Source organism: Campylobacter sp. MIT 99-7217, assembly GCF_006864365.1.
Taxonomy (GTDB): Bacteria; Campylobacterota; Campylobacteria; order Campylobacterales; family Campylobacteraceae; genus Campylobacter_D.
In genome coordinates, this window is the sequence record NZ_QHLJ01000002.1 from 92,922 (window position 1) to 110,157 (window position 17,236).

Annotated in this window: 22 protein-coding genes; 15 read left to right on the top strand and 7 right to left on the bottom strand. The window is 32.3% G+C overall.

Translation table 11 applies throughout. The features are described from left to right. Nucleotides 1-171: 171 nt before the first annotated feature. On the bottom strand, nt 172-780 hold the full coding sequence (locus DMB92_RS02280) for a trimeric intracellular cation channel family protein (protein ID WP_142681434.1): 609 nt from the start codon (nt 778-780) through the stop codon (nt 172-174). 156 nt (nt 781-936) lie between these two features. On the opposite strand from DMB92_RS02280, the gene DMB92_RS02285 reads away from it, so the two are divergent. Beyond that, nucleotides 937-1,530 carry an NAD(P)/FAD-dependent oxidoreductase gene (locus tag DMB92_RS02285; RefSeq protein WP_142681435.1) on the top strand — a complete coding sequence of 198 codons (594 nt, stop codon included), beginning with the start codon at nt 937-939 and terminating at the stop codon, nt 1,528-1,530. A gap of 43 nt (nt 1,531-1,573) precedes the next feature. On the opposite strand, the gene DMB92_RS02290 is transcribed toward DMB92_RS02285, so the two are convergent. From DMB92_RS02290 to DMB92_RS02310, 5 genes are all read right to left on the bottom strand, one after another. After that, on the bottom strand, nt 1,574-2,290 hold the full coding sequence (locus tag DMB92_RS02290; RefSeq protein WP_142681436.1) for a TerC family protein: 717 nt from the start codon (nt 2,288-2,290) through the stop codon (nt 1,574-1,576). Nucleotides 2,291-2,368: 78 nt separating this feature from the next. Beyond that, entirely contained in the window at nt 2,369-2,938 is a 570-nt protein-coding gene (gene purN / locus DMB92_RS02295) for a phosphoribosylglycinamide formyltransferase (RefSeq protein ID WP_142681437.1), read from the bottom strand. Next, nucleotides 2,929-4,302 carry an NAD(P)H-hydrate dehydratase gene (locus DMB92_RS02300; protein WP_142681438.1) on the bottom strand — a complete coding sequence of 458 codons (1,374 nt, stop codon included), beginning with the start codon at nt 4,300-4,302 and terminating at the stop codon, nt 2,929-2,931. The genes purN and DMB92_RS02300 overlap by 10 nt, the downstream gene beginning before the upstream one ends. Next, the gene (locus DMB92_RS02305; RefSeq protein ID WP_142681439.1) at nt 4,299-4,982 is read right to left on the bottom strand and encodes an NYN domain-containing protein; all 684 of its coding nucleotides are present in this window, start codon (nt 4,980-4,982) and stop codon (nt 4,299-4,301) included. Before DMB92_RS02305 ends, DMB92_RS02300 begins: the two co-directional genes overlap by 4 nt. A 10-nt stretch (nt 4,983-4,992) precedes the next feature. Then, nucleotides 4,993-5,979 (bottom strand): MnmA/TRMU family protein, encoded by a 987-nt coding sequence (locus DMB92_RS02310; protein ID WP_142681440.1) that lies wholly within the window; start codon nt 5,977-5,979, stop codon nt 4,993-4,995. Between the two features lie 121 nt (nt 5,980-6,100). Here DMB92_RS02310 and DMB92_RS02315 point away from each other — a divergent pair, with 121 nt between their 5' ends. Beyond that, on the top strand, nt 6,101-7,345 hold the full coding sequence (locus DMB92_RS02315; RefSeq protein ID WP_142681441.1) for a glycosyltransferase family 2 protein: 1,245 nt from the start codon (nt 6,101-6,103) through the stop codon (nt 7,343-7,345). Here DMB92_RS02315 and DMB92_RS02320 read toward each other — a convergent pair. Further along, nucleotides 7,316-8,443: a glycosyltransferase gene (locus DMB92_RS02320; protein ID WP_142681442.1), complete on the bottom strand. Its 1,128-nt coding sequence runs from the start codon at nt 8,441-8,443 to the stop codon at nt 7,316-7,318. The two genes, DMB92_RS02315 and DMB92_RS02320, sit on opposite strands and share 30 nt — an antisense overlap. Nucleotides 8,444-8,592: 149 nt before the next feature. Between DMB92_RS02320 and rfbA the strand changes: the two genes are divergently transcribed. Genes rfbA through DMB92_RS02375 form a run of 13 tightly spaced genes read left to right on the top strand, consistent with a single transcriptional unit; the run spans nt 8,593 to nt 17,229 of the window. Beyond that, the gene (gene rfbA / locus DMB92_RS02325) at nt 8,593-9,468 is read left to right on the top strand and encodes a glucose-1-phosphate thymidylyltransferase RfbA (protein ID WP_142681443.1); all 876 of its coding nucleotides are present in this window, start codon (nt 8,593-8,595) and stop codon (nt 9,466-9,468) included. 4 nt (nt 9,469-9,472) lie between these two features. Beyond that, on the top strand, nt 9,473-10,516 hold the full coding sequence (gene rfbB / locus DMB92_RS02330; protein ID WP_142681444.1) for a dTDP-glucose 4,6-dehydratase: 1,044 nt from the start codon (nt 9,473-9,475) through the stop codon (nt 10,514-10,516). Between the two features lie 7 nt (nt 10,517-10,523). After that, nucleotides 10,524-10,754 (top strand): hypothetical protein, encoded by a 231-nt coding sequence (locus DMB92_RS09275; protein ID WP_221886241.1) that lies wholly within the window; start codon nt 10,524-10,526, stop codon nt 10,752-10,754. 32 nt (nt 10,755-10,786) lie between these two features. Then, a complete protein-coding gene (locus tag DMB92_RS09280) occupies nt 10,787-11,092 on the top strand; it encodes an acyltransferase (RefSeq protein WP_221886242.1) in 306 nt (101 codons plus the stop codon). Between the two features lie 10 nt (nt 11,093-11,102). Beyond that, the gene (locus DMB92_RS02340; RefSeq protein ID WP_142681445.1) at nt 11,103-11,540 is read left to right on the top strand and encodes a sugar 3,4-ketoisomerase; all 438 of its coding nucleotides are present in this window, start codon (nt 11,103-11,105) and stop codon (nt 11,538-11,540) included. A 10-nt stretch (nt 11,541-11,550) separates the two neighbouring features. Further along, nucleotides 11,551-11,952, top strand: a complete 402-nt coding sequence (locus tag DMB92_RS02345; protein ID WP_142681446.1) for a sugar 3,4-ketoisomerase — start codon at nt 11,551-11,553, stop codon at nt 11,950-11,952. A 51-nt stretch (nt 11,953-12,003) separates the two neighbouring features. After that, nucleotides 12,004-12,462 (top strand): N-acetyltransferase, encoded by a 459-nt coding sequence (locus tag DMB92_RS02350; protein WP_142681584.1) that lies wholly within the window; start codon nt 12,004-12,006, stop codon nt 12,460-12,462. Between the two features lie 36 nt (nt 12,463-12,498). Continuing rightward, nucleotides 12,499-13,182 (top strand): GNAT family N-acetyltransferase, encoded by a 684-nt coding sequence (locus DMB92_RS02355; protein WP_142681447.1) that lies wholly within the window; start codon nt 12,499-12,501, stop codon nt 13,180-13,182. A 10-nt stretch (nt 13,183-13,192) separates the two neighbouring features. After that, nucleotides 13,193-14,023: a formyltransferase family protein gene (locus DMB92_RS02360; RefSeq protein WP_142681448.1), complete on the top strand. Its 831-nt coding sequence runs from the start codon at nt 13,193-13,195 to the stop codon at nt 14,021-14,023. Nucleotides 14,024-14,071: 48 nt separating this feature from the next. Then, nucleotides 14,072-14,632, top strand: a complete 561-nt coding sequence (locus DMB92_RS09140; RefSeq protein ID WP_185900149.1) for a glycosyltransferase family 2 protein — start codon at nt 14,072-14,074, stop codon at nt 14,630-14,632. Continuing rightward, a complete protein-coding gene (locus DMB92_RS09145) occupies nt 14,629-15,078 on the top strand; it encodes a hypothetical protein (protein WP_185900150.1) in 450 nt (149 codons plus the stop codon). The genes DMB92_RS09140 and DMB92_RS09145 overlap by 4 nt, the downstream gene beginning before the upstream one ends. After that, nucleotides 15,071-16,141, top strand: coding sequence for a glycosyltransferase family 2 protein (locus DMB92_RS02370; RefSeq protein WP_142681449.1), 1,071 nt, complete (start codon nt 15,071-15,073; stop codon nt 16,139-16,141). The genes DMB92_RS09145 and DMB92_RS02370 overlap by 8 nt, the downstream gene beginning before the upstream one ends. Next, nucleotides 16,138-17,229, top strand: coding sequence for a DegT/DnrJ/EryC1/StrS family aminotransferase (locus DMB92_RS02375; protein WP_142681450.1), 1,092 nt, complete (start codon nt 16,138-16,140; stop codon nt 17,227-17,229). Before DMB92_RS02370 ends, DMB92_RS02375 begins: the two co-directional genes overlap by 4 nt. The last annotated feature ends 7 nt before the right edge of the window (nt 17,230-17,236 follow it).

Sequence of the window (17,236 nt, forward strand, 5' to 3'; positions counted from 1 at the left end):
TTTGGCTCTTTTGCATGCTTAATTTAAGTGTTTTTATTTCGTTTTGTAGAGGTTTATAATAAGGATAAATTTCTTGCAAATAGGGACTAAAATCAAATTTAAATTATTAAAATGAATTTACTCTAATCAGCCTTTTAAAAAACAAAATGAAAAACTTTTTTTCAAGTCAAATCATTTAATAACAAAAATAGGCAAAGACCACCTGTATTTAATCGCTAAAAGTCTCAAACAAACGCCTATGCCTAGAGTGATGAGGCTTGAGATGAGTGTATCTAACTTGGCATAAACGATTAGGGCATAATACAAAATTCCTGCAAGTATGGCAATTCCTGCATAAATTTCTTTTTGAAAAACTAAGGGAATTCTATTGCATAAAATATCCCTTAAAATTCCTCCAAAAACTCCGGTAATCACAGCAGCACTCACAGCGATGATAAGTCCTAAATTTTCTTGTATAGCAATTTGAGCGCCCAAGATACTAAAAACCACCAAGCCAATCGCATCAAGAGTTAAAAAAAGTCCCTCAAGTCGTATCACTACACTAGGAATTTTCGTTGTCAATAAGGCACAAATGCAAATGAGTATCACATATTCTGGGTGCTTTACCCAAGTTAAGGGATAATGTCCTAGTAAAATATCTCTTATAGATCCACCTCCAATAGCTGTTACCAAAGCGATAAAGCTCACTCCAAAAAGATCCATTTTGTGTCTTCCAGCAGCAATAGCTCCTGTCATGGCTTCTGAAGAAATTCCTATGATATAAAGTGTAGTAAGTAGCATAAATTCTTCTTTTCTTTCAAAATAAAAAGCTAATTATATAAAAAATTTATATCATAATGATACATTTTTTCGCAAGACTTGAGCTTTTTCATAAATTTAGTTTGTATTTATATGTTTTAGATATAATTTGTTTTATTTTATTACAAAGGAGAAAATATGAAAAAATCAGTTCTTATCGTAGGTGGAAGCATAGCAGGACTTACAAGTGCTTTAGTTTTAGCCTCTGCAAAAAATGCTGAACTTGACTTTGACATCACTATAGTTGATGATGGTAAGGCAGACTTAAGTGCGGTTGCGATTTATAATGTGCCTTTTTTTCCAAAAGGTGTTCAAGGTAAAGAAATCATAGAACATACAAAAAAACAAATCGAAACTTTGATTAAAGTAAATTATGTCCAAGCGAGCGTTGAAGAGATCAGCGGTTCGAAGGGTGCTTTTGTAGCAAAAAGTAACAATGGAGAATTTAAGGCTGATTATGTGATTTTGGCTACTGGTGCAAGTCGTTTTGATATTAAGGGCTTGGGCGATATAGTAAAACCTCACGAACTTATGAACAAACCAAATAAAATCCGCCTTGCAACAAGCGGTCGTCAAATGGTAAAAGATGGAATTTACGCTTCTGGTCTTGCCTCAGGTGTAACGACTATGGTTACTTGTGCTATCGGTAGTGCAGGCGAGGCTGCTTGTGCTGTTTTAAGTGATATAAAAGGTGCTGTAAGTATCGTTCATGATACTCCAACAAGTAGATAAAAACTCAAGCCTCTTGGCTTGAGTTTATTTTTTTCTTAATTTTCTAGCTTTTTTGATTTTTCAAAGCAAGAATATTTAAAACCTCAACAACTAAAGAAAAGAACATTGCTGTATAAATATAAGCCTTTTGAATATGAATATCTATACTCTCAAGCATCAAAACACAGCCTATCATCACCAAAAATGCCAAAGCCAAAATTTTAATACTTGGATATTTTTCCACAAAATCAGCTATTGGCTTACTTGCAAAAAGCATAACAAGCACAGCGATAACCACCGCAAGTATCATGATCTCGATATTTTGAGCCATTCCAACAGCAGTAATCACGCTATCAAGCGAAAATACTATATCTAAAATAGCGATTTCAGCCACGACAAACCAAAGCTTATCGCTTGCTTTGAGATGACTTTGCTCTTCTTCCTCGCCTTTGATATGTTCGATAAGTTCTTTTATAGGCTTAAAAACAAGAAAAAGTCCTCCAAAAAATAGCACCAAATCCCTACCTGAAATTTCTTGTCCCAAAATACTAAACAAAGGCGTTACAAGCTTCATCACCCAAAAAAGAGAAAATAAGAGCAAGACCCTTGTAAGCATGGCAAAAAACAAACCTAAAATGCGTCCTTTATTGCGGTGTTTTGGTGGTAATTTACCTACAACTATGGCTAAAAAAATGATATTGTCTATGCCAAGGACGATCTCAAGCGCACTAAGAGTTAAAAGTGTCATCCAAGCATCAAGACTAAACACCCATTCAAACATGAATTTCCTTTGTTTGTGGTTTTTTAATTGTTATTGTAAAATTTTATTTTAAATTTGCAAAATATTTTTTAACATATTTTAACTAAAAATCTCCACCACGCTTTGAGGTAAAATTTCATACTCTAGAGCGTGAATTTTACTTTCAAACTCGGTAAAGCTCATATTTTTAGTTTTTTCAAAGGCTTTTTGAGCGATGATTTTTCCACTATCAAGCTCCTCATTTACCCAATGCACGCTAACTCCAGCTACCTTCATATCGCTTTTAAAGCTTTCTTCAATGGCATTTGCACCCTTAAAAAGTGGCAAAAGCGAGGGGTGTAGGTTAATAGCACGCACATTGCTCGTAAAAACAGGGCTTAAAATTCTCATAAAACCAGCCAAAATGCTAAGCTGTGCCCCACTTTGCCCAATCTTTTCAACCAAAGCCTTATCAAAATCTTCTCTTGATAAAAATTTTGTATGATCGATAATCACGCTTTCAAGATTAAATTTCCTAGCCCTTTCAATGCCCTTTGCACCGGGTTTGTTACAAAGACAAAGCACCACTTCAAATTCATTTTCGCCTATCTTTTTTTTGTGAAGTTTTTGCAAAAGATTTTCAAGATTTGAGCCATTTCCACTAAATAAAATCGCAAGTTTTACAAGCATTTAAGTCCTTTTATGAGTTTTAACGCATCAAAGCTGTTTGGATTGTGTTTATATTTTTTAGCCATAAGTGCGTGGGCTAAAACGGCATTTTTAGCAGCTTCTAAGGGTTTAAAATGAGCGCATAAAAGTGCAAGTATCATGCCGCTTAAAGCGTCTCCACTTCCTGCTTTAGCAAGGGCTTCATTTCCTAAATTTACCACAAAAAGCTGATTTTTTTGCACGATGATAGGATTTGCACCCTTTAAAACCAAAACACACTCAAAAGCACTTGCAAATTTTCTCGCATAAAAAAAGCGGTTTTGTTGCAAGTCTTTCACACTTAAATTCTCGTTAAAAGCTTTTTCATAAAGCCTTGTAAATTCCTTTGGATGCGGGGTTAAAATAGCGTCTCGTCGGTTTAAAAAATTTAAAATTTCCTCACTTAAAAAGCAATTTGCATCTAAAACTAAAGGGATTTTTTCTAAAAGCTTATCTTTTAAAAGCTCCAAATTAAGAAGCCCCATTCCAAGTGCGCCAGCCGTTGCGGTATTTTCAAAACGCTCTTTTATCATGATAAGAGGCGAAAAACTGCTAGGTGCGATAAGCGAGATGAGCCCTGCTCCAAAATTTAAAGCCGCTAGCCCAGCCAAAGTGCCAGCACTCGCACTTGCTGCGATGAAACCATGCCCAAAATCGCCCTTATTTGCACTTTTATTACGCTTTATAAGCCTTAGATCCTTTGCCTCAAGCAAAAAACTCTCATTAAAAGGTGCAAATTTTTTCTCATCAAGTCCTAAATTTAAAAGTTTGATTTTCCCCACATTTGGCTTTGCAAAATCCTCTAGCAAAAGCTCTTTCATCGCTCCCATTGTCGCGGTAAGATCTGCTTTAAAGCTCGTTTTAAAACCAAGCCCACAAGGCACATCACAAGCAATTTTCAAAGCCTTGCTTTGATTTGCTCTTATGATAAGCTCTGCTAAATCATCATCTAAAGCCCTTTTTAAGCCACTTCCAAAGATACATTCTACAATCACATCAAATTTTTTAAACCGAGGCTCTTTTTTGAGAAAATGAAGCTTCAAATTTTTAGCGATTTGAAGCTGTTTTTCAAAAAGAGCGGATTTTTTGAGCTTTTCATCGACACAAAAAAGGCGGATTTTTTTAAAATCATTTTGTAAAATTCGAGCCGCAACAAGCCCGTCAGCTGCATTATTTCCACCGCCTAATAAAAAAAGTATCCTAGGCTTTGATTTTTTTTTCAAAAGCTTTTTTTTGATTAAATCTGCTAAATTTAGCCCGGCATTTTCCATCAAAATCAACTCATCAAGCCCTAAATTTACGGCTCTTTCATCAAGTTTTTTGCAGTCTTTGTAAATTGCTTTCATTCTTTTCTTACCAAAAAATAGATATTTTTTTCCCTTTCTTCCTCAAATTTACTCATCTTAGGCAAAAGCTTTTGTATTAATGCACGAAAATTCTTAAAGCCATAGTTTTGTGGGTTAAAATCAGAGTATTTGCGGTTCATGTTGGTGCGGATTTGAGCGTATTCTGCACGACCTTTTTCATCGATTAGTTGTTCTGTTATGTTGATGAGATCTTTAAGATGATCCTTACTTAAAATGCTTTCTTTTTGGTTTTCATTTTGATCGAGATAAAAAAACTCACTAAAGGCATTGACATATGATTTTATAGACTTTTCAAGCCCCATTCCTATAACTTGCTTTTTGTTTTCTCTTAGCTTTTGTATCAAGGAAGTGTAATCACTATCGCTTGAAACGATCACAAAAATATCAATATCCTTTTCATAAAAAATACTCATAATCTCAGTGATCAAATACATATCGCTTGAGTTTTTATTTGCCGCAAAATTAAACTGCTGCATGGCTATGATCGAATATTCAGCGATTTGCTCCCTCCAGCCTTGTAAATTCTTTTGAGTCCAATCTGCATAAATACGCTTAATGATGATTTCTCCATAATCCAAAGCTATATCAAAAATCGCCTTTGCGTATTTTGCCGGGATATTTTCTGCGTCTATAAAAATCGCTATGCTTTTATTTTCCATATAACTTTCTTTATGAGGCTACAAAATACCTTGCCGCTAAGCTTTTATCAGCGAGCGAAGAAGCCTTGTAAAGCTTATCTTTAAAGCCTAATTCGTATTCTTTTTGAGGCTCTGCCTTGCTGTAGCTTAAAGCGATCTTAAGGGCTAAATTTAAGTCATTTTCATTTATATTTTTATCCACCAAAGAATAAGCCCCAACTAAGTCAAAAAGCTTTATTTCCTCGTATTTATCGGTTTTTAGCCCTCTTAAAAGCTCGTTTTCAAGCTCATTTCGCCCTACTATCATTTTTGCACCATTTTCTAGCCTTAAATGGCGTCCGTATTTTAGAAGCTGGGCGTCATTTACCTGCATATTTTGATCAAATTCTTTGAAGTCTTTGATTTTCCTAGCAAAGCTTTCAAGAGTGAGCAAACAGCCACCTCCCGGGCTTTCAAAGTCTTCTAAGCCAAAAATAGCCGCAAGTTCAAGCTGTCTTTTACGGCTTCTACCACTTATGCCCTCAAGTTTTTCTCTATCCACCCAGCCAAGCCTTTCAGGCTTTGTTAGAGGCAAGTTTTTAGCGCACATAGGACGCAAGATAAGATCCTCATCATCGCCTGACAAGCTTTTTACCTTTGCCATAGCGTCATTTCTTTGACTCATGGGGCGTTGCCCTAAAACTTCGCCTGTTATGATAAAGCTTGCTTTTTCGCTTTCAAGCATAGCAAGAGCTGTTTTAAACATGAAAGCATGGCAATCAATGCAAGGATTAAAATGCTTGCCATAGCCATACTGAGGGTTAAAAAGCACCTTTTGCAAATACGCATTTCGCACATCAATCATCTCAAAGCTTGCTCCAACCATAGCCGCTCTTCTTGCCATAAGTTCGCTTTTGTCTTCTCTTGAGCCAAAGCCTATGTTGATATTTAGAGCCTTTACTTCTATGCCTTGATCTGTGATAAGCTTCATAGCTAGCATACTATCAAGCCCACCACTAAAAAGTGCTAACGCTTTCATTTATTTTCCTTAGAGAATTTAAGGCAAAATTATATCAAAATAAGGTTACATTCTCTTTGGTATAACTTAAACTTCATATAACAAAATTTAGATATAATCTTGCCTTAAAAAGGACTAGAATTTGCAAAACCCACTTGTTAGTATCATAATCCCTATTTTTAATGTGAAAAACTATCTTAAAGAATGTCTTGAAAGTGTTATAAATCAAAGCTATAAAAATTTAGATATTATCTTAGTTGATGATGGAAGCGAAGATGAAAGTTTAGAGCTTTGCCTTGAGTATGCGAAAAAAGATAAAAGGATTTTTGTCATTTCAAAGCCAAATGGTGGGTTAAGTTCGGCAAGAAATACAGGACTTGAGTTTATCAAAGGCACTGCTTTGAGAAGCTTTTTTGAAGATTTTGCAAATTCCTCCACAAATGTGGGAATTTCAAGCTTTACAAAAACCCTAAGCTTTGATGAAAGCGTTAAAATCTTAAGCCCAAATGAAATAAACAAGCATTTTAAGCTTAAAGCTTCAAATTTCATTCAAAGTGATTTAGAAAATATCAATGATTTTATAATTCAAGAACTGCCTAAAAGAATCATTCATTTTGTAGATAGTGATGATTATTTAAAACTTGATTGTATAGAATTTTGCGTGAGGCAAATGCAAAGAGAAAAGCTTGAAATTTGTATGCATGAGTGGATAGAATTTCATGAAAGCAATCAACAATTCATCACAAATCAAACAAAGCTTAAAAATAAACAATCCCTCTTTGACAAAGGACTTGATTTTTTGATCAAAAATAGATTTTATGATTTTTTCTTTGCATGGCAAGGAAGCTTTCAAAGTGAAATTTTAAACCGCTATAAGCTTCGTTTTACCCACGGAATTTACCATGAGGATCACGACTTTGGCACCTTACTTTTTTGCTTAGCTTTGAGGATTTTAAAATCTGATTATAAGGGCTATATTTACAGGATAAGGGCTAATTCTATAACGACAAGCCAAAATGATGATACATTTCCTCAAAAACTTCCTAAATTTTTAGAGCCTTTAAAACCATATTTTACAAGTTATAAGGATTTAAGAGAATATTTTAGAACATATGGTAATGTCATCATCGCGTATAATATTTATAATTTTTCTAAAACACAAAATAATTCAAGAAAAGAAAAAAAATTTTTCAAAAAATGTATTTTTAGATACAGCTATGATTATATTTTTAATTTTTCTCATTTCAATTATCTTGATCCTAAAGCCTTGCTTGACAAAATGAGCATTAATGCAAAAAAGCTTAGGAAATTTTTGGTATTAAGAATGTATTGGCGTAATCCTAAGAAAATTTTTTCTTTATTTAATTCCAGCCCAAAAAAGCCATAATTTATAAGCAATTTTATTTTTACAAAAAGGCTTTAACTCCTTTGAATATGAGCTTAAATTTAAGGGATCTTTGTCAAAGTTTTTGATTTTTAAAGCTTGCTTGCAGTAATTTGGTAAAAAAAGATTTTTAATCACTTTTTTAGTAAAATCATCATTATTTGATCTTATAAATTCTATCAAAGCCAAAGAAACCTTAGTAAAATTATGTATCTCATAATAAGCTTTAACCCCATCTTCATCATCAAAGTCCCTATGCAAATGCTCTAAATTTGAAGGTAATTTTATCTTTTTGATAGCATTGGTACTTGAGTTTGGACGAATTCTATAATGATATAAAATTTTAGGCAAAATGTAGATATTTTTTGCACTTGAAAAAAGTAAAATCCCAAAATGATGATCCTCAGCATAAATATGCTCAATAAATTTAAGTTTTAAGCTTTTCAAAAAATTAAAATCAATCAAGCCCATAAAAGAAAAGGCAAATTTTTTCTTTTTAGTAACAATGCTTTGTTTAAGCCATTCTTTAGAGCTTATAACGCCTTCTTTAAATCTGTATTGTTTGAGCCATGATTTACTTTCTTTTTTGGACTTTTCCACCCCATCATACACGCAGTCATAATCAAACCATACGATATCCATACCCAAAGCCTTATTTATGCACTCTTCAAGGCAGGTTTTTTCCCAAAAATCATCACTATCTAAAAAGATGATATAATCAACACTACAAATTCTAAAATTTTCCCTTATGGTGTAAATTTGCTTGATATTTTTAGGATTTTCATTGGATATTTTATAAACTCTAAACTCACTTTCTTTGCTCAAGCTTTCATCAAAACAAAGCTTAAATCCTTCACAAAAAAGCTCTATGCCTACATTTCTAGCTACGCTTTGACCTGCGTTTTCTTTATCGATGAGGATTATTCTTTCATCTTTTAGGGCGTATTTTTTGGCAATTTCAAGGCTATTATCGCTTGATCCGTCATTTATCAAAATAATTTCTAAATTCGTATAAGTTTGATTTAAAACGCTATCTAAACACTCTTCTAAATACTTTTCAACATTGTATATAGGTATAATCACGCCAACTTTTTTTTGCATTCAAAACTCCTTGAAATAAATTATAACAAAACATATTTTATTACATGATAAAATAAATAAGATTTGAAAAACACTTTTAGAAATAATAAAGAGTTTTTTAGATATAGTTTCCCATAAAAATATAAATCACTCATTTTTTAAGGAAGATTATGAAAGGTATAATCTTAGCGGGAGGAAGTGGGACTAGACTTTTTCCAAGTACTTTAACCCTATGCAAACAACTTTTACCAGTCTATGATAAGCCAATGATTTATTACCCTCTTTCTGTTTTAATGCTTGCCTCTATTCGTGAAGTTCTCATTATTTCCACTCCTAAAGATACTCCTAAATTTAAAGAACTTTTTGGAGATGGATCTTGGCTTGGAATGCATTTTGAATACATTATCCAAGAAAAACCGGAAGGCTTAGCTCAAGGACTTATTTTAGCTGAAAATTTCGCCAAAGGAGATGATCTTTGCCTTATCTTGGGTGATAATGTATTTTATGGACAAGGATTAAGTACTTATCTTGCAAATGCGAAAGAATGGGTCAAATCAAACTATGCAACCATATTTTCCTATCATGTTAATGATCCTTGGCGTTTTGGTGTTGCACAAATTGATAAAGAAGGTAAGGTTTTAAGTCTTGAAGAAAAACCTAAAGAACCCAAGTCAAACTATGCTGTTACTGGATTATATTTTTATGATAATAAATGCATAGAATATGCTAAAAGCATAAAGCCAAGTGCTAGAGGCGAATTAGAAATAACTGATGTAAATTTAAAATACCTCGAAGCTTCGAAGCTTAAAAGTATAAATTTAGGTAGAGGCTTTGCATGGCTTGATACAGGGACACATGATAGTTTGATAGAGGCTGGAAGTTTTGTACAAACCATAGAGCTAAGGCAAGGATACAAGATCGCTTGTTTGGAAGAAATTGCTTTTAATAATGGCTGGATTGATGCGAATTTATTATCCCAAAGAGCAAAACTACTACAAAAAAGTTCTTACGGCGAATATCTTTCAAAGATCTTAAAGGAAAAGTAAGATCATGAATACTATCTTAGTAACCGGTGGAGCCGGATTTATAGGCAGTAACTTTATTTTTCATTATCTTAATAATAATCCCGAAGATAAGATCATCAATCTTGACTTACTAACATATGCTGGAAATTTAGATAATCTTAAAGCATTAAAAGATCATTCAAACTATGTTTTTATGCAAGGAGATATCAACGATAAAGATCTCGTTTCTAAGCTTTTTCGCGAATACAAAATAAATGCAGTAATACACTTTGCCGCCGAATCACATGTAGATAATTCTATTAACACTCCTGATATTTTTATTAAAACAAATATTAATGGCACTTTTAATCTACTCTTATGTGCTTATGAATATTGGTATGAAAAACCTTTCTTAGCAAAAAAAGGCTTAGAAAATACTTTATTTCATCATATCAGCACAGATGAGGTTTTTGGAAGTTTGAAAGAAAGTGGTTTTTTTAGCGAAACATCGCCTTATGCACCAAATTCCCCTTATTCTGCCTCAAAGGCAAGTAGTGATATGCTTGTTAGAAGCTATGCTCATACTTATGGTTTGAATGCTGTAATTACGAACTGCTCAAATAACTACGGACCTCATCAACATGATGAAAAATTAATACCAACAATCATTCGTAATGCCTTAGCAAACAAAGATATTCCTATTTATGGAGATGGTAAAAATATTAGAGATTGGCTCTATGTGATTGATCATTGCAAGGGCATTGAAAAAGTATTTCATTATGGTTTAAAAAATTGCAAAAATAAAAAGGATAATGAGGGATTTTTTGATAATTTTTGCATAGGTGCAAACGAGGAACATCAAAATTTGGAAATTGCAAGAATAATTTGTGAAATTTTAGATACAAAACTCCCTAAAAACACAAGCTATAAAGAGCAAATCCGTTTTGTTGCCGATAGAGCAGGACATGATAGAAGATATGCTATTGACTCTACGAAAATACGAGAACAACTAGGCTTTAAAGCAGATGAGAGTTTTGAAAGCGGTTTAGAAAAAACCATTTTGTATTATATTCAAAAATATAAAGGTTGATTAAAATATGAAAAAAATAGCAAAGTTCTTGCAAAAATTTCGTATCTTTTGGTTTAAATCTATACTTTCAGATCACAAAGTGCAAACAAAGGCAAATATTTTATCCCCTACTCTTTTTTTGCAAAATGATGGAAAGATCAATATAGAAGGGAGTGTAACGCTCGGATATTTCCCATCTCCAAAATTTTATAGCGGATATAATCACATAGAAACTCGCAGGGGGGGGGGATTAACATAGACAAAAACTCTTATCTTAATAATAATTTTTATTTGTGTGCTGATAAAAATCATATCAGCATTGGGAAAAATTGTCTTATAGGTGTTGATTTTTGCGTTATAAACTCTGATTTTCATGCTCTTTACATAAAAGATAGAACAGATATAAATAAGGTTAAATCAGCAGATGTTATCATAGAAGATGATTGTTTTATAGGAGCAAATGTTACCATCTTAAAAGGAGTTTGCATAGGTGCAGGAAGTGTGATAGGGTGTGGAAGTGTGGTTACAAAATCATTTGAAAAAAACTCTATCATCGCTGGAAATCCAGCTCGCCTTATCAAAACAATTATTCAGTGAAAGGAAAAGCATGAATTACAAAATCATTGATCTTAAAAGCAATGAAAGCGAAAATGCCCTTCTCATAGCTTGCGAGAAAAACCAAAATTGTCCCTTTGAGATCAAAAGAATTTTTTATATTTATAATACAAACAACGAATGCATAAGAGGCAATCACGCTAATAAAAACTCTCAGTTTTTGTTTATCATGATGAATGGGAGTTGCAAAATAAAAATCGATGATGGGAAAAGCACTGAAATTATAAATCTAAAAGAAAAACATAAGGCTCTTTATATAGATAAAATGATATGGAAACAAATGTATGACTTTTCCAAAGATGCCATTTTACTAGTGCTTACAAATACTCACTATGATAAAAACGAATACATCAAAGACTATGAAGAATTTAAAAAACTCATGGGGGGGGGGGTTAGAGAATTTTTAAACCCTTACTCTAAGGTAGCTTAAGGGTTTAAAAATGAATATTAAGTTACTAAAGATGAAGGTTTTAGGAGATGAAAGAGGAAAACTTGTTTCTTTGGAAGCAAATAAAAATGTGCCTTTTGAGATAAAAAGGGTGTATTATATCTTTGATACCTTGCCAGAAGAAGATAGGGGCAAACATGCACATGTAAATTTAGAACAACTCATTATAGCAATTGATGGGTCTTGTGAGTTTATACTTGATGATGGAAAAGAAAAACAAAATATAGTTCTTAACCGACCTGATATAGGACTTTATATAGGAAAAAATATATGGAGAGAAATGAAAAACTTTTCTTATGGAGCAAAGCTTATGGTGCTAGCAAGTGATTATTATGATGAGAAAGAATATATCAGATCCTATGATGAATTTTTAAAAATATGTAAGGAAAAGTGATCATGTATCAAAATTTAAAATTTAAAGGTTTTTGATATGAACGAGAATATCATGTTACATCCTCTTTGTGATGTACAAAGTAAAAGCATAGGAACAAAAACAAAAATTTGGCAATTTTGCGTTGTATTGCCAAAAGCTATCATAGGCAAAAACTGCAATATCTGCTCGCATTGTTTTATAGAAAATGATGTCAAAATAGGCGATAATGTTACGATAAAATGTGGAGTTCAAATTTGGGACGGTATAGAAATTGAAGATGATGTTTTTATAGGTCCTAATGTAACTTTTTGCAATGACAAATATCCAAAGTCAAGACAATATCCTGATAAATTTTTAAAAACTATCATCAAAAAAGGTGCTTCAATCGGTGCAAATGCCACCATACTACCGGGTATAAAGATAGGCAGAAATGCTATCATAGGAGCTGGTTGCATTGTTACAAAAGATGTGGCTGATGATATGATTGTTTTTAGCAAACAAAATATTATTTCCATGGGGGGGGGGGGTTAGACTCCTAGCTTCTTCTTGCCAAAAGTTGAGGATAGCATGAAAAATCCTCAACTTCAAAACATACTCAATCAAAGTTTTCCCATAAGTTCTAAAAGTATTAACATGCGTTTGGTTCAAGTAAGCGATGCAAGCTTTATACTTGAACTTCGTAGCAATGTAAATAAAAACAAATTTCTTTCTCCTACAACTCAAACTCTTAAAGCTCAAGAAGAATGGATCTACACCTATAAACAAAGAGAAAAAGAAAATAAAGAATTTTATTTTGTTATAGAATCAAAAAGTGGTGAAAAACTAGGTGTTGTAAGGACTTATGACTTTAGGGATAATTCTTTTTGCTGGGGAAGTTGGATTATAAAAGATGAAGCTCCAGCAGATACAGCTATACAGTCAGTTCTTCAAATTTATATCTTTGCCTTTGAAATTTTAGGCTTTGAACAAAGCCATTTTGATGTAAGAAAACAAAACTCTAAAGTTATAGCTTTTCATAAAAGATTTGGAGCAAAAATAATTCGAGAAGATGAGGATAATTTTTATTTTATTTTTTTGAAAAAAGACTTTGAAATAACAAAAACGAAATATAAAAAATATCTTACACCAACTGATATGGGGGGGGGGTATGCTAGATATATAAGCAATCAATACTTACTACTTCTAAAACACACTTTCATTGTAAAAATTGACCCCAACCTTTCTCATTATACCCTACAAAAAGCATCATAGAGGAAAATTAATGTGCAAAATAATCATAGCAGGCAAAAATCAAATAGCTACAAATGCTCTAAAATACATGCTAAAACATTATGTAAGCAAAGATGAAATAGTCATAATATCAAATAAAACAGATAAAGGGCTAAACTCATGGCAACCCTCACTAAAAAATTTAGCAAAGAGCTTAAATGTGAGAGAAATTAGTCTAAAAGAAGCCTATGATATGGAGAATTCTCTGTTTATATCTTTAGAATTTGATAGGCTCATAAAAACAAGTAATTTCCTCACAAAAAGGCTATATAATATCCATTTTTCAAAACTCCCCCTCTATAAGGGTATGTATACTTCCATTATGCCTATTTTATATGGTGAGAAAGATTCTGGCGTTACACTACACAAAATTAATGATGGTATCGATACGGGCGATATTATAGCTCAAAAGATTTTTGACATTGATATAAATGATACAGCTAGGCATTTGTATTTTAAATACTTAAATAATGGCTTTTGCCTATTTAAAGAAAATATAGAAAAGCTACTATCACAAAATTATCAAACTCTCAAACAAAATGTTATTTCCAGTAGCTATTACTCAAAAGCTGATGTAGATTTTAATGATATAAAGATCAATTTAAACAAAACAAGCTTTGAAATACACAACCAAATACGAGCCTTTATATTTAAAGAATACCAACTACCAACGCTAAAAGGCATAAAGATAAAATCTAGCATATTAAGCGAAGAATTTATTGGATTTAATTCTTTTACAGAGTTTAAAAACTGCTTCATACTATCAGGTATAGATGGCTACAAAATAACTGCTTATAAGGAGTTAGATTTTAATAAAAAATAAATCTTGTTATGATACAATACAAATTTTAAGGTCAAATCAAGGATAAAAATGTCTCATAAAATTTCAGTTATCATACCTTGCTATAATTCAGTAAAATACCTAGAAAGAAGTCTTGGATCTGTGCTTAAGCAAAGTTATGACAATTGGGAAGCAATTTGCATCGATGATTGCTCTAGCGATAATACCTATGAAGTACTTTTAAAACTTGCTTACAAAGATAAAAGAATAAAAGTATTTCGTAATGAAAAAAACATGGGATATCCTATCATTAGCTATCCTCTAGCTCTTGAACAAGCAAGTGGAGAATTTATCTTTTTTCTAGGATATGATGATGAATTAAGTAAAACATGCTTTGAACTACTCATCAAAAGATACGAGGAATTAAACGATGAAAGTATTGACATCATAGTACCAGATCTTTTATTTTACTACCCTCAAAATCCAAGCAAAAATCATGAATTAGCGGGTATAGATAATGATGAAAACACGCAAAGTATGATACTTGAAGGCAAAGAAGCTTTTAAATATAGTCTTGATTGGAAAATTCATGGCGCAAATCTTTACAAAAGTTCTCTTGTAAAAAAGCTAGGATTTAGCTGGGGGGTATGAATGATGATGAATACTCAACAAGAGAATTTATTTACTATGCTAGGAAAATTGCTTTTTGTAAAGATGCTACTTATATATACTATCAACTTGATGAAAGTTTGACTAAGAAGCATTCGCCAAGAAAATTTAATGTCTATAGGGTTTTTATGAGATTAGAAGAACTAGCAAAAAAAGAAAAAATGAAAAAATCTTTAATCAAAACAATAAACAAACACAGATACAGCGAGTTTTATTACCTACAAAATATGTATCTACAAGATCAAGATAAATTTTCCCTAGAAGATCAAAAAACTATACAAGGTTATCTTGATGAACATTTTGCTTCTTTAAAGCCGTATTATACTTTAGCAGATTATATTTTTAGAAAAGAAAGAATTATGAATAAAAAATTTATAGTTTTATTTCATTTTATAAAATTTCAGTATAGAAAGCTAAAAAATGCCTAAATTTTCGATACTCTGTCCAAGCTTCAATCACGAACAATATGTTGGCTTTTTTATAGAAAGTGTTTTAAAACAAGAATTTAGAGACTTTGAGTTAATCATCGTTGATGATTGCTCAAAAGATAACAATGTTAAGAAGATACAACAATATAACGATACAAGGATTAAACTCATTTGTCATTCTTTTAATCAAGGCATTAACGCGAGCTTAAATACCGCATTTAAGCACTCGAGCGGAGAAATTATCATATTTTGTGCAAGTGATGATATGTTTGAACAAAACGCTTTAAATGAATACAACAAATACTTCCAAGATAAAAAAAATAATATCATCGTTCCAAGCCTCACTCTCATAGATATCCAAAACCAAGTTTTAACTAAGCAAAGCCACCAACCCATCAAAATGAGTAGGGAAAAGCTTTTAAATCATCTTTTTTTAAAAGGAAACTGTCTTACCTCTCCTGGACTAAGCATGAGAAGGGATATTTTTGAACGAGTACTTTATCCTTTACCTCTATGTATATGCAACCAACAAGATACCCAAATGCACATTAAGCTTCTTTTGCAATACGAATACACCATACTTGATGAAAAACTTGTCAAATACCGCCTTGATATACAAAATCCAAGTATAAGTGCGCAGAATAATCCCCTAACCAAAATAAGAGAAAACTTAGAAACCCAAATGATCATGGATACCTTCCTACAATGCAAAGATTTAAAGCTTTTAAAGCAAATTTTTTCTGCTGAAAACTCTCAAGAATATATAGAAATTTTTGAAGATGATATCTCTTTTTTCTTAGGAAAAATGGCTCTTTTATCTCCTCATCTTGAAAGAAGAATTTGGGGCTATCATAAGATAATGAAAGCTTATGATACAAATGCTCAAGCCTTGCATGAAAGGTATAATTTTACCTTTAAGTCCATGCTAGATCTTGCTTTATTTTGCAAGGAAGATGATACCTACATAAAAAAATATAAAAAATACAAGAAATTTTTTAAAATTAGCCTGATTTTTTTTGGAATTTTGCTGATTTTATTTATTATTTTGGAGGTTTTAAGATGATTAAATTTTTAGATTTATTTGAACTCAATCAAACATATAGAAAAGAGATTGATGAAGCTATTTCTCGTGTTCTTGATAGTGGATGGTATCTACTTGGAAAAGAAGTTCAAAACTTTGAAAAAAAATTTGCTGATTTTTGTGGAACAAAACACTGCGTAGCTTGTGCAAATGGACTTGACGGCTTAAGACTTATCATTAAAGCCTATGATTTTAAAGAAAATGATGAGATTATAGTTCCAGCAAATACCTATATAGCTTCTATATTAGCTATTAGTGATAATGCCTTAAAGCCTGTTTTAGTTGAACCTGATATCAACACTTATAACATCAACCCTGATCTAATAGAAGAAAAAATCACACCCAATACGAAAGCTATCATGGTTGTTCATCTTTACGGACAAGCTGTTGATATGGGTAAAATTTATACCTTAGCTCAAAAATACAAACTCAAAATCATAGAAGATTGCGCTCAAGCTCATGGGGCAATCGAACTTTATACCCAAAAAAGAGTTGGAAATTTAGGTGATGCAGGGGCTTTTTCTTTTTATCCGGGTAAAAATTTAGGTTGTTTAGGAGATGGGGGTTGTATCACTACCAACGATGATAATCTAGCTCAAAAAATACGAGCCTTGGCAAACTATGGCTCACACATTAAATACCAAAATCTTTATAAAGGCTTAAATTCGCGCTTAGATGAGATTCAAGCAGGAGTATTAAGTGTAAAACTAAAATATTTAGACGAGGATAATCAAAAAAGAAGAGAAATAGCAAATTTCTATAGAACTCATATCAATAACCCTAAAATAATCTTGCCTCAAAGCCAAGATGATAAATCTCATGTTTGGCATCTTTTTGTCATCAGAAGCAAACAAAGAGATGAGCTTCAAAAGTATTTAGAGAAAAATCAAATTCAAACCATTATCCATTACCCAATTCCCCCTCACAAACAAGAGTGCTATCCTGAACTTCATCATCTAAATTTACACATAAGTGAGCAAATTCATGAAGAAGTCTTATCCCTACCCATATCTCCTGCAATGCAAGATACACAGGTAAAAAAAGTTGTAGAAATACTCAACGCATGGTGAGCTACAA